Origin of the sequence: Haloferax sp. Atlit-48N, from assembly GCF_003383015.2 — an archaeon.
GTDB lineage: Archaea > Halobacteriota > Halobacteria > Halobacteriales > Haloferacaceae > Haloferax > Haloferax volcanii.
The window spans coordinates 1,641,674-1,658,361 of sequence record NZ_CP137689.1 but is presented as its reverse complement, the minus strand read 5'-3'; the positions used below and the strand labels follow the sequence as shown (position 1 = coordinate 1,658,361).

General features: G+C 69.2%; 19 protein-coding genes. 9 read left to right on the top strand and 10 right to left on the bottom strand.

Annotated elements, in window-relative coordinates; all coding sequences use genetic code 11:
• Positions 1 to 88: 88 nt before the first annotated feature.
• From DEQ67_RS08905 to DEQ67_RS08890, 4 genes are all read right to left on the bottom strand, one after another.
• A complete protein-coding gene (locus DEQ67_RS08905) occupies positions 89 to 2,320 on the bottom strand; it encodes a DHH family phosphoesterase (RefSeq protein WP_115802751.1) in 2,232 nt (743 codons plus the stop codon).
• 125 nt (positions 2,321 to 2,445) lie between these two features.
• The gene (locus DEQ67_RS08900; RefSeq protein WP_004061204.1) at positions 2,446 to 2,973 is read right to left on the bottom strand and encodes a YIP1 family protein; all 528 of its coding nucleotides are present in this window, start codon (positions 2,971 to 2,973) and stop codon (positions 2,446 to 2,448) included.
• An 83-nt stretch (positions 2,974 to 3,056) separates the two neighbouring features.
• A complete protein-coding gene (locus DEQ67_RS08895) occupies positions 3,057 to 3,644 on the bottom strand; it encodes a thymidine kinase (RefSeq protein WP_004061202.1) in 588 nt (195 codons plus the stop codon).
• 130 nt (positions 3,645 to 3,774) lie between these two features.
• Entirely contained in the window at positions 3,775 to 4,353 is a 579-nt protein-coding gene (locus tag DEQ67_RS08890; protein WP_004061201.1) for an NADPH-dependent FMN reductase, read from the bottom strand.
• 97 nt (positions 4,354 to 4,450) lie between these two features.
• Here DEQ67_RS08890 and DEQ67_RS08885 point away from each other — a divergent pair, with 97 nt between their 5' ends.
• Entirely contained in the window at positions 4,451 to 4,792 is a 342-nt protein-coding gene (locus DEQ67_RS08885; RefSeq protein WP_004044711.1) for a DsrE family protein, read from the top strand.
• Between the two features lie 22 nt (positions 4,793 to 4,814).
• On the opposite strand, the gene DEQ67_RS08880 is transcribed toward DEQ67_RS08885, so the two are convergent.
• Positions 4,815 to 5,732: an A/G-specific adenine glycosylase gene (locus DEQ67_RS08880; protein WP_115802750.1), complete on the bottom strand. Its 918-nt coding sequence runs from the start codon at positions 5,730 to 5,732 to the stop codon at positions 4,815 to 4,817.
• A gap of 104 nt (positions 5,733 to 5,836) precedes the next feature.
• On the opposite strand from DEQ67_RS08880, the gene DEQ67_RS08875 reads away from it, so the two are divergent.
• Positions 5,837 to 6,160 carry a hypothetical protein gene (locus DEQ67_RS08875; protein WP_004044715.1) on the top strand — a complete coding sequence of 108 codons (324 nt, stop codon included), beginning with the start codon at positions 5,837 to 5,839 and terminating at the stop codon, positions 6,158 to 6,160.
• Between the two features lie 42 nt (positions 6,161 to 6,202).
• Here DEQ67_RS08875 and DEQ67_RS08870 read toward each other — a convergent pair whose 3' ends face one another.
• Positions 6,203 to 6,679 carry a hypothetical protein gene (locus DEQ67_RS08870; protein ID WP_115802749.1) on the bottom strand — a complete coding sequence of 159 codons (477 nt, stop codon included), beginning with the start codon at positions 6,677 to 6,679 and terminating at the stop codon, positions 6,203 to 6,205.
• Between the two features lie 93 nt (positions 6,680 to 6,772).
• Between DEQ67_RS08870 and DEQ67_RS08865 the strand changes: the two genes are divergently transcribed.
• The 4 genes from DEQ67_RS08865 (at position 6,773) to gatE (ending at position 10,915) form a co-directional block, all read left to right on the top strand.
• The gene (locus tag DEQ67_RS08865) at positions 6,773 to 7,036 is read left to right on the top strand and encodes a BolA family protein (protein WP_004044717.1); all 264 of its coding nucleotides are present in this window, start codon (positions 6,773 to 6,775) and stop codon (positions 7,034 to 7,036) included.
• A 147-nt stretch (positions 7,037 to 7,183) separates the two neighbouring features.
• On the top strand, positions 7,184 to 8,593 hold the full coding sequence (locus DEQ67_RS08860; RefSeq protein ID WP_006601578.1) for a class II fumarate hydratase: 1,410 nt from the start codon (positions 7,184 to 7,186) through the stop codon (positions 8,591 to 8,593).
• A 235-nt stretch (positions 8,594 to 8,828) separates the two neighbouring features.
• Positions 8,829 to 8,993: an HVO_2901 family zinc finger protein gene (locus DEQ67_RS08855; protein ID WP_013035362.1), complete on the top strand. Its 165-nt coding sequence runs from the start codon at positions 8,829 to 8,831 to the stop codon at positions 8,991 to 8,993.
• 47 nt (positions 8,994 to 9,040) lie between these two features.
• On the top strand, positions 9,041 to 10,915 hold the full coding sequence (gatE, locus tag DEQ67_RS08850) for a Glu-tRNA(Gln) amidotransferase subunit GatE (protein WP_008608558.1): 1,875 nt from the start codon (positions 9,041 to 9,043) through the stop codon (positions 10,913 to 10,915).
• Positions 10,916 to 10,960: 45 nt separating this feature from the next.
• Here gatE and DEQ67_RS08845 read toward each other — a convergent pair whose 3' ends face one another.
• Together DEQ67_RS08845 and DEQ67_RS08840 are read right to left on the bottom strand one after the other, a co-directional pair.
• The gene (locus tag DEQ67_RS08845) at positions 10,961 to 11,488 is read right to left on the bottom strand and encodes a hypothetical protein (RefSeq protein ID WP_115802747.1); all 528 of its coding nucleotides are present in this window, start codon (positions 11,486 to 11,488) and stop codon (positions 10,961 to 10,963) included.
• Between the two features lies 1 nt (position 11,489).
• Entirely contained in the window at positions 11,490 to 12,410 is a 921-nt protein-coding gene (locus tag DEQ67_RS08840) for a M48 family metallopeptidase (protein WP_115803309.1), read from the bottom strand.
• A 176-nt stretch (positions 12,411 to 12,586) separates the two neighbouring features.
• On the opposite strand from DEQ67_RS08840, the gene DEQ67_RS08835 reads away from it, so the two are divergent.
• On the top strand, positions 12,587 to 13,048 hold the full coding sequence (locus DEQ67_RS08835) for a MaoC family dehydratase (protein ID WP_115861664.1): 462 nt from the start codon (positions 12,587 to 12,589) through the stop codon (positions 13,046 to 13,048).
• Positions 13,049 to 13,058: 10 nt separating this feature from the next.
• Here the strand turns inward: DEQ67_RS08835 and DEQ67_RS08830 are convergent, their stop codons facing one another.
• Complete coding sequence (locus DEQ67_RS08830; RefSeq protein ID WP_115802745.1) at positions 13,059 to 13,895, bottom strand: RNA methyltransferase; 837 nt, start codon at positions 13,893 to 13,895, stop codon at positions 13,059 to 13,061.
• Complete coding sequence (locus DEQ67_RS08825) at positions 13,892 to 14,479, bottom strand: hypothetical protein (RefSeq protein ID WP_004044724.1); 588 nt, start codon at positions 14,477 to 14,479, stop codon at positions 13,892 to 13,894. Before DEQ67_RS08825 ends, DEQ67_RS08830 begins: the two co-directional genes overlap by 4 nt.
• 141 nt (positions 14,480 to 14,620) lie before the next feature.
• Here DEQ67_RS08825 and folP point away from each other — a divergent pair, with 141 nt between their 5' ends.
• Entirely contained in the window at positions 14,621 to 15,760 is a 1,140-nt protein-coding gene (gene folP / locus DEQ67_RS08820; RefSeq protein ID WP_115891511.1) for a dihydropteroate synthase, read from the top strand.
• A 188-nt stretch (positions 15,761 to 15,948) separates the two neighbouring features.
• Positions 15,949 to 16,632, top strand: a complete 684-nt coding sequence (locus DEQ67_RS08815; protein WP_006601580.1) for a 6-hydroxymethylpterin diphosphokinase MptE-like protein — start codon at positions 15,949 to 15,951, stop codon at positions 16,630 to 16,632.
• Positions 16,633 to 16,688 lie beyond the last annotated feature (56 nt).

Genomic DNA, 16,688 nt, shown 5'->3' with positions numbered 1-16,688 from the left:
TCGGGTCGTTTCGTGGATAAGCGTGTCGCTCGGGAGGCTAGAATAGGGCCCTCCGTCGAACCGCGCGAGGAGGAGTCTGGATTGCGGCTTAGAACTGCTCGGCGGCGGCGTCGAGGACGGCTTCGAGCGCCTCGTCGCGCGCGCCGGTCAGGAACTCGATGCGACCTTCGCGGATGCCCGCGGCGGCGAGGCCGGCGGCGGGCGCTTTCTCGGCGGCCGACTCGACGACTGCGCGGAGGTCGAGGTCGCCCGTGGCGCGGAGGTAGAGTTCGTCCATGCCGAGCGCGACGGTCACGAAGGCGTCGCCCTCACGGGTTCGGCGGTGGAGTTCGTCCACGAGCAGGCCCGTCGGCGGGAAGTCGAAGCGGTGACTGTAAGCGTCGGAGTCGAGGACGGCCGCGGAGATGGCACCGACCTCGCGGCGTTCGAGGTTCGCCTGCGCCGTCTCGATTTCGTCTTCGAGCTTGATGCGGAACTGCTCGGAGACGTGGCCGGCGAGGCCCTCGTCGGCGTCGAACAGCAGGTCTGCGATGAGTTCGCGCTTGTCCTGATACGACTGGTAGTAGGCCTCCAGCGCGACGGCCTCGCGGAGTTCGCGGACGCGGTCGGCGTCGAAGCCGTGCGATTCCGCGAGGTCGAGGTACTGCTGCGGGCAGTTCTCCCAGTAGCTGACCGCGGGGAGGTGCGACACGTCGTCGCGCACGTCGTCGTTGACGGCGACGGAAAGCGTGGAGGCGAGCGCGCCAACCGAGAGGTCGCGGGCGTCGGCCCCCTCGCGGGCGGGGTTGACAAGCACGTCGACTTCCGCGGCGACCTCGTCGTCGGCGGGCGCGGCGTCGACGACGACGCGCTCGGAGCCGTAGACGCCGAGCAGGCCGAGACCGTCGAGGGACTCGGCGGTCGAACCGGCACCGAGGAGAAGCACGAGCGGGAGCTTCTCGTCGTGGCGGTCGCGGTCTTCGAGCATCCGCGTCACGTCGTTCGTGGCGGCGTCCATGCCGTAGACGGCTTCTTCGAGCGGGCGACGGGTGAAGTAGTGGTACTCGGCGTCGTCGCGGGGGTGCTCCTCACGGATGAGCGGGAGCACGGCGCGCTCGACGGCCGCGCCGGCGACGTAGCCGTCGGCGGTGGCCGTGTGGCGGACGACGATGGGGCGCGATTCGAGGACGGCGCGGCGGATGGCCTCCGCGGCGTCGAGCAGCGACTTGCCGACGGCGGCGACCGGCTCGTGGGCCGCGAGGGGCGCGACGGCGTCCGGGCGGGCCTCGTCCGAGAGGGCGTCCGCGAGGCGCTGGGCCACGGTGTCGGCCTCGTCGCCGTCGAGAATCGTCAGCTCCTCGGTCTCGATTTGGAGTTCGCCGCGGCGGCGCTCGACCTCGCCGTCGATGCGGACGTAGTCGCCCACTTCGACTTCGGGGTACGCGCGGACGCCGGCCTCGACGAACGCCGCGCAGTCTGCGATGGCCGTCTCGTCGCGGAGTTCGAACACCGTCGGGCCGCCGGTCTGGCGGACGCTGGCGATTTCGCCCTCGACGCGAATCACGTCGCCGACGCGGTCGTCGATGCTGGCGAGCGTCACGCGCTCCGCCTCGTCGGCGTCGTCAGCGTCGGTCTCGACTTCCTGCTCGGCGTCGACTTCGGCGTCCTCTTCGGACTCCGAGTCGCTCTCGGGCTCACTCTCCGGCTCCGCGTCGGCTTCCTGCTCGGACTCGCCGTTTGCGGCGATGTCGTCGACGACGTCGCCGGCGGTCGGCGCGCGGTCCTCGTCTCCGGCGTCGGACTCGGACTCAGGCTCGGACGCGGCGTCCTGCTCGGGTTCGGCTTCGGGTTCGGCTTCCTGCTCGGACTGCGAGTCTGCGTCGGACTCGGAGTCGGCGGTCTCGGACGACGTGCTCACGCCGGCGGGCTTCGTCGTCTTGCCCGTCTTCGGGCGCGTCTTGACGGTCGTCGGACCGCCGCTCTCGGCTTCCTGCTCGACGGGCTGGCCGTCGGCGTCGCCGTCGGGGTCGTGGATGCGAGCGCCGCGGAACTCGGAGTCGGACTGGCGAATCGACCAGCCGAGGTCGATATTGCCGTTGTCGCGGACGTTCTTCACCTGAACGAACACCTCGTCGCCCGGCTCCCAGTCGAGGGATTCGAGGCGGCGGTCGAGTTCGCTGCGGTGCAGTAAGCCAGTCACGTTCGAAGCGAGGTCGACGAAGACACCGAAGTCGGCGTAGCCGTCGACGGTGCCTTTGTAAAATCGGCCGGGGACGAGCTGGTGGGGGCTATTGCCCCGGAATTCGAACCAGACGTCCTCCTCGTGCGTAATCCAATCCATTGCGTTGAGCAAACAACCCCTAACTAAAACGATTGTCGAAAAACGCTCAGAGAAGATTCGCGCGTTCGCGGGCGAGAAATCGCCGCTCGGTCGGTCGAAGCGGGCGAAATACGGGCCGGTTCGGCTCAGACGAGCGCGAGCGCGGCGGCGAGTTCACCGAGGGCGCGGAAGCCCCCGAAGGCGTAGCCGAACACCACGCCGGCGGGGACGGCCGCCGCGACCGCGGCTTTCGGCACCGTCGTCTGGTGGACCTCGCTGATGCCGACGACGAGGAGTACCGCCCCGTAGACCGCACAGAGGGCGCGAACGCCGGGAATCGGGAGGCTGGCGAAGGCACAGGGCGCGGCGGCGTAGGCGATGACCTGCACCGTCTCGCTCACCCCCGCGCGGCGGGACAGAAGCGGGATGAGAAGCGCCGTCTGCATGGCCGCCGTCAGGTGGAGCAACGCCGGCGCGACGAACAGCGCGACGACGAGCAGGGCGACGAGCGCCGAGACGAGCGGGCCGCCCTCGATGGCCGGAATCGTCGCCGGCGCGAGGGCGTACCCGAGGCCCTGATAGACGAGCGCCACCGCGATGGCGAACACCAGCCCGGGCGCTTGGTCGCCGGGAGCGACGCCGTCCCGGAAGAACTGGCGGGGGCGAGCGACCACGGCGACCCACGCGCGGAGGAGGCCGGCCAGCCCGCGGTCGCGGCCCTCCCGTGGGGTTTCGACCCAAGTAGTCACGCTAGCCTCTAGTCCCGCCGGAGGGTATGACAGTTCCGGCACCGCGCCTCGTAGGACTCCTCCGCGCCGACGAGGATGGTCGGGTCGTCGACGTGAGCCGGCTCGCCGTCGATGAGCCGCTGGTTCCGGGTCGCCGGCTCACCGCAGACGGTGCAGATGGCCTGAAGCTTGTCGACGTACTCGGCGAGCGCCATCAGTTGCGGAAGCGGGTCGAACGGCTCGGCGCGGAACGTCTGGTCGGTCCCCGAGACGACGACGCGCTTACCGTCGGCGGCCAGCGCCTCGCACACGTCGACCAGTTCGGCCGAGAAGAAGTTGGCCTCGTCGATGGCGACCACGTCCTCGCCGTTGAGTTCCTCCGCGATTTGCCAGACGCCCTCGCCCTCGGAGGGGACGACGCTCGCCTCCCACGACCGGCCGGCGTGCGAGCCGACCGTCGTCTCGCCGTAGCGGTCGTCGAGTTGGGGCTTGAACACCGAAATCTCCTGCCCGGCGATTTCGGCCCGGCGGAGGCGTCGGAGGAGTTCCTCCGTCTTCCCCGAGAACATAGAGCCGGAGATGACCTCTATCCATCCGCTCTGCGTGATGGCGTGCATATCCTGACAGGGGGACGAGGAGGGTCAAAACGGTTGTTCATCTGCGGCGACCGTCGGGCGTCGAGACGGGTCGGCTCCGCGGTTCGACGCCGCTGACAGGCGGGGTGGACGGATGGCCCGTGACGGCGAGTCAGTCGTCAGCGCCGACGTTTTCGCCGCTTTCGAACGTCGGCGGCTCCGGCTCGATGTTGGCGTAGACGACCGCGTCGCGGCCGAGTCGTTCGACCCGCTCGCGCAGGTCCTCGTCGGTGATGTCGTCGCCGTCGAACGACGAGGAGACGCGGGGAATCGCGACCTGATGGGGAAGCACCCACGAGTTCAGCGACCGGCAGACCGACCGGAGATGTTCGAGGGCGATCACGGGGAAGGAACCACCGGCGACGGCGAGTAGGCCGACGGTCTTCTCTCCGAACTCGTCGAAGCCGCAGTAGTCGAGGGCGTTCTTGAGGATTCCGGAGTACGAGCCGTGGTAGACCGGCGTCCCGAGGATGACCGCGTCCGCGCCGTCGACGACGCGGACGAGTTCGGCCGAGCCGCCCTGCTCGTCGAAGTCGGCGTCGAGCGGCGGGAGGTCGTACTCGCGGAGGTCCACGAGTTCCGTCGTTCCGCCGGCGGCGGACGCGCCTGCGAGGACGTGTTCGAGCGCCAGTCGGGTGTAGCTGTGGTCGCGGAGACTGCCGCAGATGGCGACCACGTGTGGCTGCGTCATATCCTGTGTCTCCGTGACTGCGTGAAAACCCCGTCGGCCGCCTCCGGGCGTGTCGGACGGGCGCAACACACAGGGAGCCGGGGGGCGAAAACCAACCGTGAACGTCGTCTTCCACGTCTCCAGCGCCGACCTCGGTGACTGGCGACACGCCATCCGCAACGTCCGAAACCTGCTCGACGACGAGACGGTCGAGACGGACACTGTCACCCTTCTTGCCAACGGCGACGCGGCGCTCCTGTTTCTCGATGACTCGCCCGTCCGCGACCGCCTCGACTCGCTGTTCGAGGCCGGCGTCCGCTGTTGCGCCTGTCGGAACTCCCTCGACGGCCGCGGGTTCGACGCCGACCGCCTGGCCGACGGCGTCGAGGTGGTCCCCTCGGGCGTCGGTGAACTCGTGACGCGACAGGCGGCCGGCGACGCCTATCTGAAAGTGCCGTAATGGAAATCGCCCGGAGGTGGCGCTACTTCGCCAGCGAGACGCGGACGCCGTCGTCGCCCTCCGCGACATCGACGAGGCCGTCGGATTCGAGGTCGTCCACGAGGCCGCGGAGCCACTCCGCACCCGTGTCGCCGCCGTAGTCGACGCGGACTCGGGGTCCTAACTCCGAGAGGCCGAGGTCGTCGTACTCGCCGAGAACTCTGACGACCCGCCCGCGGAACTGCCGCCTGCTCCCCTCGAAACTCGGCTGGGTCGGCACGTCGGGCGCGGTGAAGTCGCCGGTCTCGTAGGCGTGGCAGAACCGCCGCCACGGACAGCCGGACTCGTCGCAGGTGGGCGTCTTCCCGCAGGCCACGCCCCCCAATTCCATGATGGCGTTGTTCCAGACGCGGGACTCGCCGTCGGGCATGAGTTCCGAGGCGGCGGCTTCGAACGCCGCGTCGTCGTCGGGGACCGCGAAGGCGCGGTGCAGCACCCGCTTGACGTTGGTGTCGACCACCGCGTCGCCGTTGTTGAACGCGAAGGAGGCGACCGCGTTGGCGGTGTAGGGGCCGACGCCCATCAGCTCGGAGAGGCCGTCGGGCGTCCGGGGGAACTTGCCGCCGTGGTCCTCTTCGACCTGCCGAGCGGCCTCGTGGAGGTACTTCGCGCGGTTGTTGTAGCCCAGTCGGTGGTCCGTCCAGAAGCCGACCACGTCGGCGCGGTCGGCCGCCGCGAGGTCGGCCGTCGTCGGCCACTCGTCGAGGAACGCCTCCCACGCCTCGACCACGCGGCCGAGTTGGGTCTGCTGGCTCATCACCTCGGAGACGAGAATCTCGTAGGGGTCGTCGGTGCGCCGCCACGGGAAGTCCCGGTGGTCGGCCTCGTACCACTCGGTGAGCGCGGACTGGACTGCTTCGCGGTCGAGGTCGGCGGGGAGTTCGGACGACGCGTCGCTCATCGCCCCGGCTTGGGACGGCCGGCGTTTAGCCGTGGCGATGCCGGAGCGCGGTCCTTCCCGCGCGGTCGAAACGCGTATCCCCGTGACGGCCCCATCGCCGGGCGATGACGCTCGACGAACTCACAGACGACGTTGACGCGGCTTACGGAGACCTCGGAGACAGCCTCGACGTGTCGCTCGACCGCGAGACGCGACACGAACTCGCCATGCTCGTCGCCCTGTTCGACCCCGACGACGCGGACGAACTCGTCCGCCGGGCGGTCCACGCGCTGTTCCAGTCGGAACTCGACCGCGGCCAGCTCGACTTCCACCTCCGGCAGGGCTACGACGTGACCTACGACGAGTACCTCGCGGGGATGACCTACGACGAGATGACCGGGCAGTCGCAGGCCCCGCCGCGGGACGACGTGCGCCGCTATCAGATGTAAACGCGGCCGAGAGCGACCCGCCCCGCTCCGACCAGACCCGACTCAGACGATTTCGGCTTCGATTTCGACGCCGTCGATGCGGCGGTAGCGGTGGGGTTCGCTGTCGCCGCCGTCGCCGCCGTCGCCGTCACTGTCGCCGTCGCCATCGCCGCCACGGTCGACCTCGAACGCCCGGAGGAGCACCACCAGTCGGCCGTCACCGAGGTTGGCGCGGAGGACGACGCCCTCGCCGGTGACGACCACGTAGGGCGGGGCCGCGACGGGCGGCGCGGCCATCGGTCGACCGGTAGCCGTCACCGCGTCAGCGAGCGCCCGCGGCAGGCGAGACAGCGCGCCGGAGCCGTCGAGCGCGCGCCTGAACGGGGGCACGACGCGCTCGCGGTCCGTCACGGAATCGCCGTCCCACTCCGCGGTGACGGCGGTGGCGCACTGGCCGACGACGGTCAGCAGTCGCTCGTGGTCGTCGCGGAGCACGCGGACGGCCTCCTCGGGCCCGGCGGTGGGTGTCGCGTCAGTCACGACCCGAGGTGTGTCGTCCCCGAATAAAAACCTCCGCGAGCGCGGTCGCCACCTCCCGGACGCTTTTTCCCGGCGCGGGCCGCCAGTACGCACATGGAACTCGCCGCCATCGAGGACCTCATCGAATCGCACATCGAGGACGCCGACGCGACGGTCTCGCGGCCGCGAACGGTCGACCAGGACCACGAGGACGACCACTACGCCGCCGTCGTCGTCTCGCCCGCCTTCGAGGGGAAGTCGCTCGTCCAACAGCACCAACTCGTCTACGACGCCCTCGGCGACCACATGACGACGGACATCCACGCGATGGAGCTGAAGACGTACACGCCCGAGGAGTACGCGGCGCGCGAGGAGTGACCGAACCGCCGCGGTCGCCGCGGCCGTCGCGGTTGGCATGTCAGCCGACGCGCCGACTGACGCGCCGCGCGACCGCCGACAGTCGCGGCTGTCAGTGAGGCGCACGGACCAATGGATTTTACCTCCTGCCAAAACGACCCCCGAATCATGGGCGACGATGATTATCGAATCGAGCGGGACAGTCTCGGCGAGATGGAAGTGCCTGTCGACGCCTACTGGGGCGCACAGACCCAGCGGGCGGTCGAGAACTTCCCCATCTCCGGCATCACCTTCGGGCGGCGGTTCGTCCGCGCGCTCGGCGTGGTGAAGAAGGCCGCCGCGCAGGCCAACCGCGACCTCGGCATGATAGACGAGGACGTCGCGGCCGCCATCGTCGAGGCCGCCGACGAGGTCATCGCCGGCGAGCTCGACGACCAGTTCCCCGTCGACGTGTTCCAGACCGGTTCGGGCACGTCCTCGAACATGAACGCCAACGAGGTCATCGCCAACCGCGCCGCGGAGATTATGGGCGAGGGCATCGGTGACCGCGTCGTCCACCCGAACGACCACGTCAACTTCGGCCAGTCCTCCAACGACGTGATTCCGACGGCCATGCACGTCGCCTCCCTCGAAGCCGTCGAGAAGGACCTGCTTCCCGCGCTGGAGACGCTCGCCGCGGCGCTCGGCGACAAGGAAGCCGAGTTCGACGGCGTCGTCAAGACCGGCCGAACCCACTTGCAGGACGCCACGCCCGTCCGCCTCGGACAGGAGTTCGGCGGCTACCGCACGCAGGTCGAAAAGGGCATCCGCCGCGTCGAGAACGTGCGCGAGCACCTCGGCGAACTCGCGCTCGGCGGCACCGCGGTCGGCACGGGACTCAACACGCACCCCGAGTTCCCGGCGAAGGCAGCCGAGTACATGACCGAGGAGACCGGCGTCGAGTTCCGCGAGGCCGACAACCACTTCGAGGCGCAGGCGGCCCACGACGCGATGAGCGAGGCCCACGGCGCGCTCCGCACCGTCGCCGGCTCCCTGAACAAAATCGCAAACGACCTCCGCCTGCTCGCGTCCGGCCCGCGCAACGGGCTCGGCGAACTCGAACAGCCGGAGAACCAGCCCGGCTCCTCCATCATGCCCGGGAAAATCAACCCGGTCGTCGCGGAGGCGGTCAATCAGGTCCACAAGCAGGTCGTCGGCAACGACGCCGCCGTCTCCGCCGGTGCCGCGGAGGGCCAAATCGACCTCAACCTCTACAAGCCCGTGCTCGCGCACAACTTCCTCGAATCAGCGAAGCTGCTGGCGAACTCCTCGGAGGTCTTCGCCGAGCGGTTCGTCGCCAAACTCGAAGCTAACGAGGAACACTGCGAGACGCGGGTCGAACAGTCGATGGCGCTGGCGACGGCGCTCAACCCCGCAATCGGCTACGACAAGGCCTCGAAGGTGGCGAAGAAGGCGCTCGCTGAGGACAAAAGCGTCCGACAGGTCGCCGTCGACGAGGGCTACCTCACCGAGGCGGAAGCCGACGAGGTGCTCGACCCCGAGAAGATGACCCATCGCGGCATCCTCGGCGACGACTGAGCCCCGGCGAAAAACAGTCCACTTTTTGATACGTTGAGTCGAGCGGGCGACCCGCTCGGTTCGGGTCGCGTTCGCGTCGATTTCGGTCAGTTCAGCCGCGAAGACGGTTATATTTACTCGGTTCGCGGTAGCAATCGCACTCCGGCGCTGCCGTGACAGTCACCCCCGAGTGAAGAACTGTCACGAAATCTCGAAAATCGGTATTTTGAAGCTTGATTTTGACGATTATACCAGTATGGCCGGACTGCAACAGCAGCGGGCCCGCGGGCGAGACATGTTGGAGTGTCGAGGTTGTGGGGCCGTATTCCCGGAGGGACGAGCGACGAACGACGGGTGGACGTACGTCTGTCCCGAGTGTGAACAGGTCGAAGGTATCGGCGAGGGGCTTCGTCGCCTCTGACGGCAGACTGAATCCTTTTTTACTCCCCCCGAACGCAGGGAGTACCAATGACCGAGTACGACTACGACTACGAGGACCTCGGCCTCGTGGCTGGGCTGGAGATTCACCAGCAACTCGACACCGAGACGAAGCTGTTCTGCGGGTGTCCGACCGACCTCCGCGAGCCCGACGAGGCGACGCGCACGTTCACGCGCTTCCTCCATCCGACCAAGAGCGAACTGGGCGAACTCGACGACGCCGCGCTCGAAGAGAGCCGCGTCGAACGCGAGTTCGAGTATCTCGCCTACGACTCGACCTGTCTGGTCGAGGAGGACGACGAGCCGCCGCACGAACTCGACCACGAGGCGCGGACGGTCGCCATGCAGATTGCCGAACTGCTCGACATGAACGTCGTCGACGAGGCGCACGTCATGCGCAAGCTCGTCATCGACGGCTCGAACACCTCGGGGTTCCAGCGCTCGTCGCTCATCGCGCAGGAAGGCGAGATTCAGACCGAAGACGGCCCCGTCTCCGTCGTGGACCTCATGCTCGAAGAGGAGTCCGCCCAGCGCGTCGAAGAGCGAGACGACGGCGTCCTATACAGCCTCGACCGCCTCGGCATCCCGCTCGTCGAAATCGGCACCGGCCCGGACATCTCCTCGCCCGAACAGGCGCGCGAGGCGGCCCAGACCATCGGGATGCTCCTGCGCTCGACCGGGAAGGTCAAACGCGGCCTCGGTACCATCCGGCAGGACGTGAACGTCTCCATCGCCGACGGCGCGCGCGTCGAAATCAAGGGCGTGCAGGCGCTCGACCAAATCGACGAAATCGTCCGCTTCGAGGTCGGCCGACAGGCGGAACTCGTCGAGATTCGTGACGAACTCCAGTCGCGCGACGCCTCCGTCGGCGGCGTGGCCGACGTGACCGACGTGTTCGAGGACTCGGACTCCGGCGTCATCCGCGGCGCGCTCGACGCCGGCGGGAAGGTCACGGCCGTCCCGCTGTACGGCTTCGACGGCCTCGTCGGCCGCGAACTCCAGCCCGACCGCCGCCTCGGCACGGAACTGTCCGACCACGCCAAGCGCCACGGCGCGGGCGGCATCTTCCACACCGACGAACTCCCGGCCTACGGCGTCACCGAGGCCGAGGTCGAATCGCTCCGCGAGGCGGTCGACGCCGGCCCCGAGGACGCGGTCGCCATCGTCGCCGACGACCCCGAGACGGCCGACCTCGCCATCGACGCGGTCGCAGAACGCGCCGAAGTCGCCATCGAGGAGGTCCCCGAGGAGACCCGCGGGGCCAACGACGACGGCACGACGCGCTACCTCCGCCCGCTCCCCGGCGCGGCCCGGATGTACCCCGAGACGGACGTACCCCCCGTCGACCTCGACCCGAGCGACGTGGAGACGCCCGAACTCCTGACCGAGAAGGTCGACCGCTACCAAGCCGAGTTCGGCCTCGACGCCGGCCTCGCGGAGCAGGTCGCCTACGGCCGGACGATGCCGCTGTTCGAGGAGGCCGTGGACGCCGGCATCGACGCGACGTTCGCGGCGGGGCTGCTCGAATCGACGCTGACCGAACTCCGCCGCGACGACGTGGCCGTCTCCGAACTCACCGACGACCACCTGCTCGCGGTCATGCAGCTCGTCGAGGACGGCGACCTCGCCAAGGAGGGCGTCAACGACGTGCTCGCCACCATCGCCGAGGACCCGAGCCTCACGGCCGAGGAAGCCGTCGAGGAGGCCGGCCTCTCCGGCGTCTCCGAAGAGGAGGTCCGCGAGGCCATCGCGGAGGTCGTCGAGCGCAACGCCGACCAAGTCGAACAGCAGGGCATGGGCGCGTTCTCCGCCCTCATGGGCGAGGCGATGGGCGCGCTCCGCGGCAAGGCCGACGGCGGCGTCGTCAGCGACGTGCTCCGCGAGGAGATTCAAAAGCGGGCCTGACCGCCGAGGCCTCGGACCGCATCCCGTTTTCTCCGTTCTCCGTTCTCACGACGCCGATCGCCCGCTCTGGCGGACGAACCGCCGCCAGCCCCACCGCCCCGCGAACTCGACGCCGGCCGCGACGACGAGAAGCACCAACAGCACCGGCCCGAAGATGAGGAACATCCCCAGCGCATCGGTCTCGCCGCGGACGTGGAGGAACGCCCACCAGACGAGTTCCGTGACGCCGAACAGGCCGACGAGCGGCGCGACCAGCCCGCGGCGAGCGAACAGCAGGGCCGAAACGGCGACGAACCCGGCGAGCAGGAGGAACGAAACGCCGAGGAAGCCCGCCGCGGTCAGCGGGTCTTCGACCAGCCCCGAGGGGAACGCGTCGGTGACGAGTCGGGCCGCGGTCCAGACGGCGAGCGTGGCGAGGGCGTAGCCGCCGCCGACGAGCGCGGGCGTCAGGAAGCTTCGGGCGCTCCGGGCGCGGGTCACGTAGACGACGGCGACGGTGCCGAGCGCGGCGGCGACGGCGACGATGTGGGTGAGAAGCCAGTTACCGAGCACCGGGTCGGGCGAGCCGGGCATCTCAGCGCACCTCGATTCGCGTCATCGACTCGTCGGCCATCGCTGCCAGTCGCTCCACGCGCTCGTCGGTCGAGGGGTGGGTCGAAAGCAGGTCCGACACCGAGTCTTCGACCTCGACCTCGCCGTACACCCACAGCGGCGACAGGCCGTGTTGCGGCCGGGCGGCCCGCTCTAACTTCCGCAGGGCCGACGCGAGCGCCATCGGCTTGTCCGTCACCTCGGCGGCCCGCGCGTCGGCCGCGAACTCCCGTTTTCTCGACTGCGACCGGACGAACACGGTGAGGCCGAAGCCGAACAGCCCGACGAACTCGTCCAGTCGGAGGCGAATCCGCCCGGCGAGCGTCTCGGTCCACGACCCCGGCCGGCCGCGCATCCACGCCGAGCCGAGGGCGACGCCCGTCGTCAGGAACGTCACCGGCGAGACGAACAGGTAGCCGACGCCGACGACCGTCTGGAGGACGCTCGCCACGAGCGACTGGACCAGCCCGTCTTTCCGTTCGAGGTGCGCGAGTTCGTGCGCGAGCAGCGCCTCGAACTCGTCGGCGTCGAGGAGGCGGAACAGCGAGGCGTCGAGGACGACCACGTCGCGGCCCATCGGGTCGAGCGCCATCGCGTTCGGCGCGGCGAAACGCGCGAGCTTCAGCGTCGGCGGGTCGAGGTCCATCCGCTCGGCGAGGCGGTCGCGGAGGCGGTGGACCGACGGCGACTCCGCGGGCGACATATCCCGCGCGTCGAGTTGGCTGAGCAGGCGCACCGTGCCGAAGCGGAAGCTCAGATAGCCGAGGACGACGGCGACTGCGACGCCGACGACGGCGGCGGTCAGGGGGTCGGGGCGAAGCCGCCAGAGCGTCACCACCGCGAACGCGCTGAGCGCGCTGAGCGAGAGGTAGAACGCGAGGACGACGACGCCGACGACGACCATCGGGAGGCGAGAGCGGCGCGGGGACGTTGCCATCTCGCGTGGGGATACGGGGTCGGACCGCAAAAGCTGTCTGGCGCTCAGGGGCGGGGGAACGAAAACGGGGTGCGCTCGGCCGCGTGCGCCGCCCGGACCGCCGACACCGCTACTTTCTCCACGGGGCCGGCCGAAGGGGAGTCATGCAGTTCTTCGAGGATTTCGCGGCCGGCGACACCCACGAGTTCGGCGCGTACGACGTGACCGAAGCGGAGGTGCTGGAGTTCGCCGAACAGTACGACCCGCAGTGGTTCCACACCGACCCGGAGCGCGCCGAGTCCGAGTCGATGTACGGCGGCGTCATCGCCAGCGGTTGGCACACCACGGCGATGACGATGCGCCTGCTCGTTGACGGCTTCCTCGGTGACTCGGCCGCCCTCGGCGCGAAAGGCGTCGACGAGCTTCGCTGGTGGAAACCGGTGTATCCGGGGGACACGCTCGTCGTGGAAAACGAGGTGCTGGAGACGACCGTCGAGACCGACAGCCGCGGCCTCGTGGAGATTCGGACGACGACCCGCGCGGCGCGCGAGTCCGGCGAGGTCGAGAAAGTCTGTTCGTTCGTGAGCTACGTGATGTTCGCCCGCCGGGACGACGACGCGGAGTAGCGCGGACGCGTCAGCTCTCGTCGTCGCGGAAGCGGTCCGGGTCGCGGACGGCCTCGGCGGCCCGGCGGAACACGCCCGTCAGCGTCGCGGCCTCGCGCTCGGTCGGGTGGGCGCGGCCGAGCAGTCGGCGCATCATCCGCGAGGTCTTGGTTCGCTTGTGTTCGCGGTAGTCCACGGCGTCGAGCAACTCGTCGAAAAAGCGGTAGACGACCTCGATTTCCGCCTCTGAGGCGCGCTCGCGCTCCACATCCGGTAGCTGCGTCTCCTCGACCGTAAACCGGCGAAGTTCGTACATGAGAAGCGTCGCCGCCTGCCCGAGGTTGAGCACGGGATAGCGGTCGTCGGCGGGGATACAACAGACCTCGTCGAGCATCGCCAACTCCTCGTTGTCGAGGCCGGTTCCCTCGCGGCCGAAGACGAGCGCGGTCTTCGTCTCCACCGACTCCAGCGAGTCGGCGATTTCGACCGGCGTCTTGAACGGGTAGCGGACGTGCCGGGTGGAGTCCTCGTGGGAGACCGCGGTCGTCCCGACGGTGTGGAACTCCTCGACGACCTCCTCTAGGGTCGTCTCGGTGGCGTTCGGAAGCACGTCCTCGCGGGCGTGGCCGGCGAAGCCGTAGGCCTCGCCGTCGGGGTCGAGCGGCGGCGGGTCGACGAGGCGGAGGTCGTAGATGCCGAAGTTCTTCATCGCCCGCGCGATGGTCCCGACGTTGCCGGGCGTCTCGGGTTCGACGACGACGACGACGAACTCGCGGTCCCCGGCGTCACCGGTGGCGGCGTTGGCGGTATCGGCGGTATCGGCGGCGTCGACAACATCGACGGCGTCGGCGTCTGGGTCGTCGCTCATTTCGTCGGGTAGTCCGTGTCGAGGTCGACGCCGTCGAGGTCGTCTTCGGTCAGGGGCGTCCCGTCCTCGTCGTCCGCGCCGGGGCCGTAGTCGCGGAGGTTGATACGCTCGCCCTCGACGAAGTTCTCCTCCAGCCGGCGCTGTATCTCGTTGGCGTCCGGCGGCGACGGGAGTTCGTCGGGTTCGGTGTCGACGTACTCCAGCCCGCCGTAGCCGTCGGGCGCGCGGCCGCCGGCGGCGAACCACTCGTGGAAGGCGTCGGCGAACACCGCGTCGCCGACGAGGTCGCGGCCGTCCTCCTCGCGGAACCAGTAGAGGAAGTCCGGCTCGTGGTGCTCGCAGAGAAGCACCTCCTCGCGGGGCTCGCCGTAGACGATGGCGGCCTGTCGGCACTGCTGTATCTCCTCGTCGCCGTGGATTAGATAGCAGGCGTCGCACGGCTCCTCGACGAGCGAGACGAGGCGCATGAGACGCTCCCGTGGGTCCTCGGGAATCTCGTCGAGCGGTTTGAACTCGCCCTCGTCGGTGAATATCTCGGACTCTTCGAAGCGCCATCCGCGGAGTCCGACGCTGACCTTCGCCATGGTCCGAGGTAGCCGAGCGGCGGATAAAAGTGGCGTGATGCCGGTCAGTCGTCCGCGAGCGACGGCGAACGAGCGCCGCAGGGCTGGCTGCCCGCCTTCCGCGACCGGTCGGCATATAGTCGTGTGGTCCAACCGACGGGTATGCGCACCGTCGATGCGGCAGGACTCGAAATTGGCGACGACCACCCGCCCCGAATCATGGGCGTGCTGAACGTCTCCAAGGAGTCCCCGTACAAGCCGAGCGTGTTCAACGACCCGAGCGAGGCCGCCGAGTACGTCGACCGCGAACTCATCGACGAGGGGGCCGACATCGTCGATATCGGCCTCGAATCCGCGAACAAGCGCCTCGACGTGCTGTCGGCCGAAGACGAACTCGACCGCCTCGACACGGCGCTTTCGGTCCTCGACAGCGTCTCCGGCGACGCCGTCTTCTCCATCGAGACGCGCTACCACGAGGTCGCGGAGGCGGCGCTCGACGGTGGGTTCGACATGGTCAACGATATCTGCGGCTTCGCCGACCCGGAGATGCCTCGCGTCTGCGAGGAGTTCGACGCCGCCGTCGCCAAGATGGCGAGCCCCCCGGACCTCACCCGCCCCGGTGCAATCGAGGAGGTCGACGACATCTACGACGCCCTCGAACTGAACGGCTTCACCGACAAGACCATCCTCGACCCCGCTTTCGGCGGCTGGTCGGAGGCGAAGACGCTCGAACACGACCGCGAGACGTTCGACCGCCTGCGGGAGTTCCGCGGCTACGGCTATCCCATCCTGGTCTCCATCAACCGCAAGAACTTCCTCCGCGACGTGGCCGGCCGCTCGACCGAGGAGGCTCTGCCCGTCAGCCTCGCCGCCACGTCGATGGCGGTCGAGCGCGGTGCCCACGTCGTCCGGACCCACGACGTGAAAGAGACCCGCGACGCGGCCCTCATCGGTCACGAGTTCGCGCGCCGCCGCGTCCGCGACCCCGGCGACGTGTCGGTCGAGGAACTCGACGTGACGACGACCGGCGAGGCCGCCAGACACCTCGACCGGGTCGGCGCGAACCGCAACCTCGCGGCCGAGAGCGTCACGCGCGTCTTCGAACTGGAAGGACTCGGAGTCGACGACCGCGAGGCCCTCGAAGCCGCCGCCGGCGACGCGGGAGCCGTCTTGGCCGCCGGCGACACCGGGGCGCTGCTGGTCGGGACGCCCGCCGCGCTCGCCCGGCTTTCGACGCTCGTCACGGACGCCTCCGACGCCCTCGAAGCCGCCCTCGAAACGGTCGAGCGGGCGACGCGATAACTGGTGCGTGAACCCCTCACAGACCCGTCTCGCCGTCTGACGTTCGGCAGACGTTGACCGTTCTACTAAGAGAAAACTTATACCATCCGACTCTAAAACGGTCCTGTGGACGCCGGAAGGGCACGCGGGTAGGGGTACACGAGTGCCGTTCCGGCCCATACAGTTACATTCTGAGCGACAGCTATACCATGGATTTCACCACGTGGGAACCCGTCTACGGGCGGATTCTCGACGACTTCGGCTTCGACCGAACCGGCGACGAGCGCGCCAGAGACGCGCTCGCGGACCTCGTGAAACCGTTCGACCGCGACCGGCTGAACTGGGCGGGCGCGACCGTCGCCGTCTGCGGGGCGGCCCCGACGCTCGACGCCGAACTCGACCGACTCGACGACCCCGACGTGGACGTGGTCGTCGCCGCCTCCACCGCAGCCGACGCGGTGCGAGACGCCGGGTTCGACCTCGATTTGATGGTGACGGACCTCGACAAGAATCCCGAGACGGCGGTCGAACTAACCGAATCGGGCGTGCCCGTCGCGGCCCACGCCCACGGCGACAACCTTCCCGCGGTCCGCGAGTGGGTTCCACAGTTCGACGCCGACCACGTCCTCGGGACGACGCAGGCGGCTCCCGTCGGCCCCGTCGTCAACTGGGGCGGCTTCACCGACGGCGACCGGGCGGTCTTCATCGCCGACGAACTCGGGGCAAAGCGGCTCGTCTTCGCCGGCTGGGACTTCGACGACCCGACCGTGGACGCGATGAAAGCGCGGAAACTTCGGTGGGCGGAGCGCCTGCTCCGGTGGCTCGAACGACGCCGCGACGAGCGCTTTTCGGTGCTCGACGGGCGGCGCGACGGCATCGACTCGCTCCCCTGAGAGGCCCGCGCTCGCGCCGACCCGTCGGCGCTCGCCGGGCGCGGCGTGCCTCGCGC